The organism is Plebeiibacterium sediminum (assembly GCF_026013605.1).
GTDB classification, from domain to species: domain Bacteria; phylum Bacteroidota; class Bacteroidia; order Bacteroidales; family Marinilabiliaceae; genus Saccharicrinis; species Saccharicrinis sediminus.
The window spans coordinates 209963-223628 of sequence record NZ_JAPDPJ010000001.1; the positions used below are offsets into that span (position 1 = coordinate 209963).

General features: G+C 32.5%; 11 protein-coding genes. 1 reads left to right on the forward strand and 10 read right to left on the reverse strand.

What is annotated here, in order from left to right:
- Positions 1-56: 56 nt before the first annotated feature.
- Positions 57-491 (forward strand): hypothetical protein, encoded by a 435-nt coding sequence (locus tag OM075_RS00905; protein ID WP_301188570.1) that lies wholly within the window; start codon positions 57-59, stop codon positions 489-491.
- Positions 492-566: 75 nt separating this feature from the next.
- On the opposite strand, the gene ahcY is transcribed toward OM075_RS00905, so the two are convergent.
- The 10 genes from ahcY to lipA form a co-directional block, all read right to left on the reverse strand.
- Positions 567-1991, reverse strand: coding sequence for an adenosylhomocysteinase (gene ahcY / locus OM075_RS00910; protein WP_301188571.1), 1425 nt, complete (start codon positions 1989-1991; stop codon positions 567-569).
- A gap of 68 nt (positions 1992-2059) precedes the next feature.
- A complete protein-coding gene (locus tag OM075_RS00915; protein WP_301188572.1) occupies positions 2060-3001 on the reverse strand; it encodes a bifunctional riboflavin kinase/FAD synthetase in 942 nt (313 codons plus the stop codon).
- A 62-nt stretch (positions 3002-3063) separates the two neighbouring features.
- Positions 3064-3816, reverse strand: coding sequence for a LytR/AlgR family response regulator transcription factor (locus OM075_RS00920; protein WP_301188573.1), 753 nt, complete (start codon positions 3814-3816; stop codon positions 3064-3066).
- Entirely contained in the window at positions 3816-4868 is a 1053-nt protein-coding gene (locus tag OM075_RS00925; protein WP_301188574.1) for a sensor histidine kinase, read from the reverse strand. The genes OM075_RS00920 and OM075_RS00925 overlap by 1 nt, the downstream gene beginning before the upstream one ends.
- A gap of 17 nt (positions 4869-4885) precedes the next feature.
- Positions 4886-5584, reverse strand: coding sequence for a LiaI-LiaF-like domain-containing protein (locus tag OM075_RS00930; protein ID WP_301188575.1), 699 nt, complete (start codon positions 5582-5584; stop codon positions 4886-4888).
- A 118-nt stretch (positions 5585-5702) separates the two neighbouring features.
- Positions 5703-8816: an ATP-binding cassette domain-containing protein gene (locus OM075_RS00935; RefSeq protein WP_301188576.1), complete on the reverse strand. Its 3114-nt coding sequence runs from the start codon at positions 8814-8816 to the stop codon at positions 5703-5705.
- A 210-nt stretch (positions 8817-9026) separates the two neighbouring features.
- Complete coding sequence (locus tag OM075_RS00940) at positions 9027-9860, reverse strand: hypothetical protein (protein WP_301188577.1); 834 nt, start codon at positions 9858-9860, stop codon at positions 9027-9029.
- Between the two features lie 144 nt (positions 9861-10004).
- Positions 10005-11726, reverse strand: a complete 1722-nt coding sequence (recJ, locus tag OM075_RS00945) for a single-stranded-DNA-specific exonuclease RecJ (protein WP_301188578.1) — start codon at positions 11724-11726, stop codon at positions 10005-10007.
- Between the two features lie 150 nt (positions 11727-11876).
- Positions 11877-12578, reverse strand: a complete 702-nt coding sequence (gene lipB / locus OM075_RS00950) for a lipoyl(octanoyl) transferase LipB (RefSeq protein WP_301188579.1) — start codon at positions 12576-12578, stop codon at positions 11877-11879.
- A gap of 57 nt (positions 12579-12635) precedes the next feature.
- Complete coding sequence (gene lipA, locus OM075_RS00955; RefSeq protein ID WP_301188580.1) at positions 12636-13493, reverse strand: lipoyl synthase; 858 nt, start codon at positions 13491-13493, stop codon at positions 12636-12638.
- Positions 13494-13666: the final 173 nt, after the last annotated feature.

Below are 13666 nucleotides of genomic sequence, written 5' to 3' on the forward strand. Positions count from 1 at the left end.
AATAAATTGAAAACAATAGTAAAATATTATACCAATTTCTAACTCATTTTAAGGCTATGGTTACATATAATTACAACAAGGGGAAAGAATACATTGAAGCTGTATTTAAGGACAAAATTAATCAAGGAGAAATCGTTAATTATATCAACTCTTTAATGAAAGAGAATCATTTACCAGAAAACCTCAAAGGAATAATTGATGCCCGCGAAGCATCCTTTGGATTTCACCCTGCAGATTTATATAACATTATTGAGGTTAATGTTAAAATGTTTAGCCGCTTTAATACACTTAAGGTAGCTGTAATTATAACTAATCCTGTTGACACAGCTTTAGCAATGATTTTCACAAGACTAATTCAGTTAGAAAGATATCGATTTAAAGTTTTCACCACTCCGGAAGCTGCAGAAAGATGGATTACAAAAGGACATTCTAATGAGATTCCGAGGAAATATCCCAATAATACTTTTGTGAAAAATATTATGCCTAACTAACAATACTTTTCAAATTACGATACAAAAAAAGGGTTTGCATTTTTGCAAACCCTTTCTTATTTATTATTATATAGATTAATATCTATAATGATCTGGCTTATATGGACCTTCCTGAGGTACTCCAATATAATCAGCTTGTTCTTTTGAAAGCTTAGTCAATTTAACACCTAACTTAGCTAAGTGTAAACGAGCCACTTCTTCATCTAAATGTTTAGGAAGTGTATAAACTCCTACTTCATAATCTTTTTCCCACAATTCTAACTGAGCCAATGTTTGGTTTGTAAATGAGTTACTCATTACAAAACTTGGGTGACCTGTTGCATTACCTAAGTTTACCAAACGACCTCTTGAAAGAAGAATTATTGCGTGTCCATCAGGGAATTCAAACATATCAACCTGAGGCTTAATGTTCTTTTCTTTAATTCCTGGATATTTTTCTAGTTTCTCAACTTGAATCTCGTTATCAAAGTGACCAATATTACAAACAATAGCCTGATCTTTCATCTTTTCCATGTGATCAATAGTAATAATATCTTTATTACCTGTTGTTGTAACATAAATATCAGCCTCGAATAAAGCATCTTCAGTTGTAGTTACTTCAAAGCCTTCCATTGCAGCTTGTAATGCACAAATCGGATCAATTTCAGTAATTAACACCCTTGCACCAAAACCACGCATACTTTGAGCACATCCTTTACCTACATCACCATAACCACAAACAAGAACAGTCTTACCCGCTACCATTACATCAGTTCCTCGCTTAATACCATCGGCTAAACTTTCTCTACATCCATATAAGTTATCAAACTTAGATTTTGTAACAGAATCGTTCACGTTGATTGCTGGGAATAGTAACTCACCTTTTTCCATCATGTGATATAAACGGTGAACACCTGTAGTAGTTTCTTCACTTACCCCCTTACATTTTTCTGCAGCTTTAGTCCAACGAGTTGGATTTTTTGCTAAAACTTCCTTCAATTTAGCTACAAGCTCACGGAAATCTTCACCTTCACCAGATAGATCTCTATCTAACACAGAACTATCTTTTTCAGCATCACATCCAAGGTGAATCATCATTGTTGCATCACCTCCGTCATCAACAATTAAATCTGGTCCTTCACCATTTCCGAAATCCAAAGCTCTTTCTGTACACCACCAATACTCCTCCAGTGTTTCACCTTTCCAGGCAAATACAGGTACACCTGTTTCTGCAATAGCTGCAGCAGCATGATCCTGTGTACTGTAAATATTACAGCTACACCATCTAACCTCTGCTCCTAAAGCAACTAAAGTTTCAATAAGTACTGCTGTTTGTACAGTCATATGAAGAGAACCCATAATTTTTGCACCTTTTAAAGGTTTTGATTCTCCATATTTATCTCTCAATGCCATTAACCCTGGCATTTCTTTTTCTGCTATCTCAATTTCTTTTCTTCCAAACTCAGCCTCTGCCATATCCTTAACCTTGTATGGAAGAGTATCTGTTAAAATTTCAGACATATTTAAGTATTTTTGTTATAGACTGCAAAAGTAGTAAAAAAAGAGTAAACTATCAGATAATTATAAAATTAGCCAATATAATCCCTAAGTAATTTACGAATATTTAATTCATCATTTTTTAATTGTTGAACAAGCGCTTCAAGTCCATCAAACTTTTGTTCTTCACGAACTTTTTCAATAAACGAAACAGTCACTTCTTCGGAGTAAATATCCTGATTGAAATCCAGGATATGAACTTCAATGGTGAGTTCAAACTCATTTGAATTTATAGTTGGACGAACTCCAACATTAAGCATACCGCCATACTGCTTACCAATAACATTTACCAGGCATGCATAAACTCCTTTACCTGGAATAAGTTTATAATGTTCGTTAGGTTTAATATTAGCAGTTGGATATCCTAATTTACGTCCTAATTTTTTACCCCCTGTTACAGTTCCAAAGATAGAATAATCATAACCTAATATACGATTTGCCTCAAGAACCCGACCTTCATTTAACAAATTACGAACCGCTGTTGAACTTACAGCCACATCTCCTTCATAAACAGCATCTACGCGAGAAATCGTAAAATTATATTTTTTAGCTAATTGCTGATATACGGTGTAATCGTGAACCCGATCTCTGCCAAAACGGTGATTATATCCAACAACCAGATGCTTCATCTTGATTTTTTTAATCAAAATCTCAACTATAAATTCCTCTGCAGTTTTTGATGCCAGCTCTTTATTAAAAGGTAATAGAAATAACTGCTCTATCCCCTGTTGACTAATAATAACCGTTTTTTCATCCAACGTTGTGATAAATTGTAATGAGTCTTCATTTTTTTTTAAGACCATTCGAGGATGAGGCCAAAAAGTTAAAACGGTAGGAGTAAGTGATTTTTCTTTTGATACATCCATTACATGACTAAGTAATTTCTTGTGTCCTGCATGAACTCCATCAAACATTCCTAAAGTAACTACTGTATCTGCACCACTATATGATTCCGGATTAGAATATACCTTCATTTCACTTTCAAATTTGGCTACAAAATTACTTTAAAAATCGAGAATTAATAAAAAACTTAGATTTACATTCCTAACACATCCTTAAGTAGTTTATAACCATTCTTACTGGCATTAATTTTATCGCTATTCTTTAAAACTACAACATGACTGTCTTTTTCGTATTGCTCAATTTTATGAATACTTAATATATTAACAATATAAGAACGATGAATTCTCACAAACTGATGTTCGTTTAAATGAGATTGAAAATACTTCATCGTTCTGGATTTTATGTATCTATTATCTGCTGTATGAATAAACACAAAATCGTCAGAAGCCTCAATATAAATAACCTCATCAACAGGAATCATTTCCAGATTACTGTTCTTCTTAACTACAATTCGTGTTAATTTTGAGTTTTCATTATCAAGACTTTTATCTATCAAATTATTCAAAGATTCTTTATGGGTAGTATTTTGTGAGTTTAAAACCTTTTTTACTGCCTGTTCAAATCGATCTTTACTGAATGGCTTTAACAAATAATCAATAGCATTTAACTCAAAAGCTTTAATTGCAAACTGATCATAAGCAGTAGTAAAAATAACTTTAGGTGGATTTTCAATCACTTCCAGCATTTCTAAACCTGAGACTTTAGGCATTTGAATATCTAAAAATATCAAATCCGGTTTAAATTGCTGAATGAGCTTAACCCCCTCAAAACCATTAGCTCCTTCTGCCAACACTTCAACCTCAGTAAAAACCTTTAAATATGCTTTGATTAATTCTCTGGCAGGTTTTTCATCATCAATAATAATAGCCTTTAGTTTATGACTCATCACTGTAAAAATTGAGGTATTGTTAATTCAACAAGAAATGTTTGTTCACGTTTTTGAATACGAACCAAATCTTTACTTCCATAAATTTTTCGCATTCTTGCTTTTGTATTTGATAATCCCAATCCTTCTCCGATTCTCTCGTCCATATCATTTTCATAGTCATTTTGTAATGATATGATCAAATCACCATTTTTAAGATAACCATGCAGTTCAATATTGGTTGTATGAATTGAATTATACACTCCATATTTTATTGCATTTTCAATTAAGGGCTGAATTATTAAAGCCGGAACCATCTTTTTCTCACAATCCAATTTGATTTGCTCAATAAAGTTAATTTTATCACCAAATCGAATCCTTTCGATATCCATATATCTTCTAAAATTTTCCAACTCCTCCTTTAATGGTAATAATTTATGCTGATTGTTACGTAAAGAATATCGTAAAAAATCGGATAATTTACTTATCATTTCCCTTGCACCTTCGGCATCATATAAAGTCAAGGAGCTGATTGAGTTTAAACTATTAAAAAGGAAATGAGGATTTAATTGAGACTTTAATAAATTTAGTTCTGTATCCGTTAAAAGGTTCTTTAGCTCCAACTTTTCCTTCTTATATTCCTCTTCATTTTGGGAGCGAATCATAAGAAAATAAACAGAAATAAAGAGTAAATAAATAAGAACTCCTATTAACAATCTTATTAAAACAAAATCGCTATTTAGTATTGTTGTAAACGAAAAATTACCTTCTAATATGGACAATATTCCCCATGCTGAACCAGCCCAAATTCCGAGAAAAACAAATCCAAGAAAAACTAACTGTATAACACTGAATATGGACCCTTTATTCCTATCCAGAAAATAAACCGGATACCAAAGTGATCCGCCCAATAATATTATAATTACATCATAAACTAAAGCATAAATTAATGCTGTAGTTACAGAACATTTATAGCCATAATGTATCAGAAGAAAATCGATAACGATAAAAACAGCACCTATAAATAAATAGCTACCAATAGTAATTTTATTGCTAAAAATAGGATGTTGCATTTACAAAAGCCGTTAGATTAGAAGTTTCTTAATTCTCCACCACCAAAAATAGCCACACCTTTAATCGTTAACACCTTATTTGATGAATCACTATTTGATTCATATATCCTTTTATCAGTGAAACCGCCAAATATTGATATTACATCTACCTTAACACTCCAATCTCTTGGTATCGAAATTTTGGTACCTCCAAAAAGCGTGGTTAAATCTATCACTGCTCCATCCGGACTCATTTTAACTCCCTGAAGGTTGACCTCTGCACCGCCAAATACACAAGTAATTTCACCACCTTGGAAGTTATCTGAATTTACCTTGGTAACTCCCCCGCCAAATACAGAAACTATGTCTAATACATCTTCATTAGTATCTCTGGAACCAAATTTTCCATTTTTAAAATTCTTTTTTCCAAAAATAAAAACCAACCCTGCTATGATTAATAAAACGGGCCAATACCTGAAAAGATCACCTATATGTAAACCTTCAACAATATGTGGAAGCAGAAAAAAGACTCCAACTGACATCACAATCAGTCCGGAACTTACATCTTTTCGTATCATTTGAAATACACCAATTAATATAAGAATACTTGGCCAACGAAAAAATGTATGGTAAATATCATCAGATATAAATCCTAAATTCCCGGCTAATAAAAAAGAACCTACTATAAATAATAATATACCTAAGACAGCTTTGCCATTATTTACTGATTTTTTCATTTTGAATAATTTTATGTTTTTAAATCTTTATCCAAAAATATCCGAGTAAAAGCAATATTCAAATCATTAATCGGTAAGCTATACTTTTTTATCGGTAAACGGCTCCACTATTACCTAATTATATCTTATTGATCTGACGAGTGAATGCTTTTCTTAATCTGAATTTCTCAAAATAGCGAATTACATGACGCAATAAATCAAAATACAAGGTAAAATATAACAGAATGGTTGATAACCAAATAGCCATTACATTAAAAAATGGTGTTGGTATAGTAAAACCTCCAAACTGTTTAGCTGGTGCAAAAAAGTGAGATCTCCCCCATTTAGAGGCCCCGTTTCTTAAAACAGGATCTTTTTGGGGTACATATCCAGTAGTTGGAGTAAGAACCAACTGTTTTAACTCAGCTTTATTATGTAACAAACTGGATAATTTATCATTATGATACTCTTGCTTAAGATTAAACACAGCTTCTGTTGACCCAAGAGATTCAACAAGTTCTTTATAAGTATCATCTTTATGTTTTTTGTAGATCTTATACTGATCCTGATAGTATATAACCAGCTTGTCCAATAAAAGATCTATTTGCTTAAATCCTACTTCTGAATACTCTACAATTCCTTTTGAAATTAACTTCGAGACCTCTGCATCTCCAAGATTATTCATCTTTTGGATTTCATTTACAACAACATCATAATTAGCCTTGGCAACATCTGAATCTCCCTCTAAAAATGATTTTTCACTTTTATGATTGTGCTGTTTTAGTCGAGGTAACAATAATGAATAATAATAAGATGCTTCACTAATTTTTTGTTCGTCGGCAAAAAAGTGCTTCTCATATTTATTGTTTTCAAATTGATTAACTGCTAAGGCTTCGTAAGCCCATCTTGAAGTCATCATATCCCCAATGCGTGGAACATATTCAGATGTTAACATGGTTTTGTGAAGCTTATTAAAATCAACAATAACACCGCTAAACAGTAGTTGAGGTACTAATATTAAAGGAATTAAGATATAAATTGCTACTACTGACTTTAATCCACTACTTATATTCAGTCCTAACATATTTGAGAAACAAGCCGTACTAAACAAAATCATCCAGTAACTAAAATTAAGTCCTTTTATCTCCAGTATACTATTTCCAATGAGAACTAAACTTAAAGTTTGTACTGCAGAAATGGTAAACATAATAACAATCTTGCTATTTAAATATCCCGAACGACTCAGATTTAGAAACTTTTCCCTTTGTAATAATTTCCGATCCTTAATAATCTCCTCCGCACTTACATTTAACCCTAAAAACAAGGCTACAACAACAGCCATAAATAAATAAGCTGCAATATTATCATTTTCACTAAACACATATTGAGTAGGATCAGCAGCTGTACCACTTATATACTTTGTAAAATATCCCAGAATAATTGCCAGAATTGGAGCTTCTAGAAAATTAATCAGCATGTACTGCCTATCTTTCCATTTTGAAAAGCCATCCCTGTATGTATAAATTAAAAACTGTTGTAAACGTCCGGGAATATTATAGAGGTTATGAGGTAATTTTTCAATCTTCTCCGGTCCTTTGGATTTCTTCCAATCAAACTTACTCTCAATATCATTTTGGTAATTTTCATACCATTCAATTGGTTTGATTTTTCGCTCTCTGATGAGTTTACCTTTGGCATCAACCATACGAGCCTCAATAATACGAAGAGGCTGCTCAACTTTTACATTACCACACAAATAACACTCACTATCTTCGGGATTTACATAGCTTGCTTTTTGTTTAAAATAAACAATAGCATCCATTGGATTACCATTGAAAATGATGTATCCTCCCTTATCAATAATCAGGAGTTTATCCAATAATTTATATAAATCGGATGAAGGTTGATGAATATTTATGATTACTAGCTTACCTTTTAGAGTCTGCCTTTTTAAAAGAACCATAACTTTTTCCGAATCCATGGATGATAATCCGGATGTCGGCTCATCCACAAAAAGAATAGAAGGTTCCCTGATAAGCTCTAAAGCAATATTGAGACGTTTACGCTGACCTCCACTTAAAATCTTATTTAATGGATTACCTACAACCAAATTACGGGCTTCTACCAAATCAAAATCCTTAATGGCGTTGTCAACCAACTCTTCAATTTCTTCTATTGTTTTATCACTAAAACACAATCGAGCATTAAAAAATAAGTTTTCAAAAACCGTAAGCTCCTCAATTAATAAATCTTCCTGAGGGACATAACCGATAACCCCTTTTAAGGCTTCTTTATGCTCCTGAATGTTTAAGCCATTAATATGAATAGAACCGCCAGAAAGTTTATAACTGCCGTTTAAAACATTGAGTAATGTGGACTTTCCTGTTCCACTACCACCCATAATTCCAACAAGCTGCCCTGACCGACCAGAAAAACTAAATGGATGGATACCTATCTGTCTGTCGTTAAACTTATATTCTACATCTCTGGCTTTTAAAAGAATTCTTCCCTTATCAACTTTCTGTACAAATAACTCGGCTACCTTACCATAGTAAACCGGAGCCATTCGCGAAGTTTTAATAACCGAACCTACAGATAAAATATAGGCATTATTTCTATCCACCTTATGGCCGTTCAGGTAAAGGTTACGATCACCAGAGTATCTGAATATAAAGGTATGTGTACTTTCTACATATAAAACCCAAACGTAGATTTGCTGTTTAGGATTATAAAGATGTTTAAACCTTGGTAAAGGTGCATTCTCCTGCCCAGAAATAACGAGTACTTTCTCCGGAGTGTCAACCTCCATCGGCCCCTTTAATATGAATGCTTTCAGTAATTGATAATCCTCAGGATGTATCAGCATCCCATGAGCTAATTTATCAACTACTTCCTCACCAATATCACTAATCTTTTCTTCTTGTCGAATAAATTCAAAAAGCTGAACAAAAACCCAAATTTTTGATTCCTGCTCTAATTCTTTATTCAACTCATCACATATAGTATCTATTTGACTGTAATTATCTGAAGACTGGCGCTCTACTTCTGACTGAATAGGACTATAGGAATACTTGTGAAACTGCTTTATATAAAAATCAAACCTTGCCAGATATTGATCAACATATTCTCTATTAAAATTATGAAGTAGTTCTTGCTCTATTAATTTACGAGCACTATCCACCCTGCTTTCTTTCCTTACATTAGTAAGTAAAGCATATAATTTCATCAGGGCATCTAAAAGTGTTTCACTCATAACAGGGTGATATTCTTTATTTAATATTAGATACTATAGTACGAGTTTTAAAACTAACACCAAACTCAAATTTTCAGAAAACGATTAAAAATAATGAAATCATCATTACTTTTTAAGAATATCTATTATTTTTTACAATATGTCAGTTTACAACAAAAAAAAAGCGATCAAAAAAATGATCGCTTAATCATATCTTTATTTATTGCATTACTATTCTACTGCAACAAATTTCTTTCTTAATACTAATGACTGCTCTGCAATCTTAATCATTTGCTCCTGAGTAATTGCAGTACTTTCTATCTCTGCATAAATACCAGCAATAGTTGAAAGATCTTCAATAGTTTCAGCAACAGCCTGATCATCTTTATATTGAGCAAGTATTTCCATTAATTTAACCAATGGATCTTTTTGTTTCAATACAATTTCGATCATTTCTTTACTATTAAAAGTTTCTTCAGAAATGTGAGTTGCAATATAAAGTCCTTCAACCCAAGCACCTGTCATAACTAAAGCAGAAACCGGTGCACGATTATTTCTTTGTAAGAAATCGTAAGTATCATAAAATGAATCAGTAATTAATTCTACTAATGCTTCTTTATTATCTTCATTAGCTTCAATTTGATCAGGTAAATCTTCACTAACTGCGCCTTGAAGGTCTAATCCTTCCAAAAGCTTTTTCGAAGCATCGATAAAGTCGATTGTTTCTTGCTTTTGATTGTATGTACTTGCATAACTTAAATCACCTCCGTAAACTCCAAGGTTTAATGCCTGTTGTTTTTCAGTGATATATTTAGATGCATTTTCAGGGCTATTTGATAAATCGAAAATGTAAGCTGCCTCTATTTTATTAAGCATCTCAACAATTTCATAAGATGTAGGAAGCGGATATACAAACTCTCTCACTTCATTTTCTACTTCTGTTTTTTCTATTTGAACAGCATCTGATTTTTGGTTTTGTTTTGCTCCGGAATTACAAGATGCAAATACAAAAACCACTGAAATTAATAATGAGGCAACTCCCCATATTGTAGTACTTTTTCTCATCTGTGTATTAGTTTTTATATAAAATCAGAATTTATGATTTGCTACAAATATAATTTATTTAAAAAATAAAATAATTTATTGGAGGTTATTTTTGCTACAAATTGTAAATAAAATGATTATATGAGTAGTGTTCCCTCTGATATTTTAATCTTTATATGGAAATTTCATATCTTTTAACATCATTTGTATGCTTGAACGACCATTGTATACATTTTCTTCAATAGTATAACAAACATCAAAAGGATTTCCGGTTTGTAACTTTTCCAGATCGTTTCCCATCGAAAATCCTATACCTTGCTTAATTGAACCTGACTTCTCTTCAATTAACTCAACTTTTAAATGATCATGGTCTTTACCCACTTTTTTACTGGTACCGTAATCAAACACTCTTTTTGTAACAAATACAGGTTTTAGATTACCTGGCCCAAATGGACGGAATTGCTTAAGGATTCTAAAAAACTTATCATTAATATCCTTAAGACCAATCTCTTCATCCACTTCTATTTGAGGAATTAACTGATCCGGTGTAATATTAGCTTCCACATATTCTTCAAACCGGCGCTTAAACTCGTCAATATTATCAATTTTCAGAGTCAACCCGGCAGCATACATATGACCACCAAAGTTTTCTAACAGATCACTACAATGATCAATTGCTTTATACAAATCGAAACCTTCAACAGAACGAGCTGAACCTGTAGCAAAACCTTTTGATTCAGTAAGAATTACAGTAGGTCGATAATAGTATTCTGTTAAACGAGAAGCTACAATTCCAATAACTCCCTTATGCCATTCCGGTTCGTATAAAACAGTTGATTTTCTACTTTGTAGTTCTTTATTTGAAGCTATTAGTTCAAGTGCTTGCTGAGTGATATCTCTGTCAAAGCCTTTTCTGGTATCATTACACTTATCAATATCAATACTCATGCTATTAGCCAGACCTTCATCTTCTGTAATAAGCAAATTCACAGCATCACCACCAGAGTCTATTCTTCCTGCAGCATTAATTCTTGGTCCTATTTTAAATACAATATCACTAATTGTGATTTCGCGACCTTGCATTCCGGCCACTTTAATAATATGTTTTAAGCCAATACTTGGATTTGTATTTAGTTTTTGAAGACCATAATAGGCCAAAACTCTGTTTTCACCAATAATTGGAACAATATCTGAAGCTATACTTACAGCTACTAAATCCAGATATTCATACGCTTTGTGATAATCTATTTTATGACGCTTACAATAAGCCTGAATAAATTTGAACCCTACACCACACCCTGAAAGATTTTCATCAGGATAATTACAATCCTTTCTTTTAGGATCTAAACATGCAGCAGCATCGGGCAATTTATCTCCGGGGGTATGATGATCGCATATAATAAAATCAATACCCTTTTCTTTAGCGTACTCTATTTTTTCAACAGCCTTTATACCACAATCCAGTGCAACAACCAAAGAACATTTTTCTTCCGCAAAGTAATCTATACCCTTATATGAAATACCATAACCTTCTTCGTATCTGTTTGGGATATAAAATTGTAGATTATCAAAATACTCTGAAAGAAAAGAATAAACCAGAGAAACAGAGGTGGTACCATCTACATCGTAATCGCCATAAATAAATACTTTTTCATTATTTTCAATAGCTCTATCTAAACGATCAATGGCCCTATCCATATCTTTCATCAGAAAAGGATCGTGCAAATGCTCATAATCAGGACGAAAAAATGCTTTAGCCTCATCAAAAGTCTCAACGCCTCTTTGTACCAATAGATTAGATAAAAACCTGTCGATATTTAAAACGCTCGACAGGTGCTCTACCTTATCTTCATCGCCACTTTCTTTTATGTTCCAAGTTTTCTCCATGTGTACTATGAGCCCAAATTTGCGAGGATAAATTTTCCTAAAAAAAATGGATTTTCAAAACCTCAACCCCTAATAAATTCAAAAACAGAGGTTAAAATAGGGGTTAATTTTTATAAACAAAAGTAAATATCAACAGTTTAGGTGAAATTTTTAAGGCATATTTAATTTGAACACTTTTTTCAGATGTTCCCTTAGATTTTCCTTAACTGCATTAAAATCCTGAGGCTCTCCTAACTCCTTCTGAATAGAAGTTACTCCTTTATCCACAAATCCACATGGATTAATATGATTGAAATAATTTAAATCGGTATTTACATTTAATGCAAAACCATGCATACTAACATATCTACTTGCTTTTACTCCAATTGCACAAATTTTGCGTGCCTTCCCCGGAACATCTTTATCAATCCAAACACCTGTTGCTCCATCCAATCTGTCACCCTGAATTCCGTAATCAGCAATACAATTTATGATCGCCTCTTCCAGCTTATGAATATAACTTTTTACAGTTAAATCCATTTCTTCCAGATCAAAGATTGGGTAACCTACAATTTGTCCTGGTCCATGATAAGTGATATCACCACCACGATTACTTTTATAATAGGTTGCATTGATTTGTTTTAAAAACGCATCATTAATCAATAAATTATTCTCAGCACCACTTTTTCCTAAAGTATATACATGAGGATGCTCACAAAATAAAAGCTGATGGGTAATTTCTTTTTTATTATCAGCATTTTCTCGATTATATAATTTTTCATCTATAATCGCATTAAACTTAGATTCCTGGTAGTCCCAGGCTTTTTTATATTCAATAAGACCTAGATCTTCATATATTGTTTTAGTATTCATACATTTTGATTATTTAGCAAACTGCCTTACAAAATAAAAGTAAACATAAATAAACTTCTATTTTAACGCATTAATATGCTTTTCAGCATGATATGAAGAACGAACCATTGGGCCACTCTCTACATATTTAAATCCCATTTCCAAACCAATCTTTTCATATTTAGCAAATTGCTCTGGGGTAACATATTCATATACTGGGAGATGCTCCTTACTAGGCTGTAAATACTGACCAATTGTAAACACTTTAACACCTGCACTAAAAGCATCCTGCATAGTTTCAATAACCTCTTCTTCTTTCTCACCCAAACCAAGCATTATTCCTGTTTTGGCTACAATGCCATTGTCTGCAATAAATCTTAAAACATCTAGGCTTAAGTCATATTTTGCCCGTGAACGAATAATTGGTGTAATTCTTCGTACAGTTTCAAGATTATGAGAAATTACTTCAGGGCCTGCATCAATAATATTTTTTATCAAGTGATGTAAACCATTAAAATCAGGAATTAAAACTTCCTGAGTTATTCCCGGATTCATTTCCTTCACCTTTAAAATCGTCTTCTTCCAAATGTCAGATCCTCCATCTTCCAAATCATCTCTGTCTACAGAAGTAATTACCGCATGCTTCAGTTTCATGATCTGAATTGATCTTGCAATTCTTACAGGTTCTTTAACATCAACCGCAAGGGGTTTTCCTGTTTTTACATTACAAAATTTGCAGGCACGCGTACAAATATCACCCAATATCATAAATGTTGCAGTTCCTGCGGCCCAGCACTCTGCTGAATTAGGACATTTACCACTGGTACATATTGTATGTAATTTATTATCTCTAATGGTTTGATGCATCCATTTATAATCGGATGTATTAGGTAACTGTATTTTTAACCAATCTGGTTTTCTTGTTTTAATTTGCATATCTCTCTTCTCTCTCTATTATACCAAAAATAGTACTCCGTAAAGCATTAAAAATTATCAAAATGCTCTTTATTAAACAAATAATCTCAATAATTACGGAATACAATCTTAATCATTTTATTATAACTCAGCTATGAATTTTATTAGTATTTATATTAATAACTCGTTGTTTA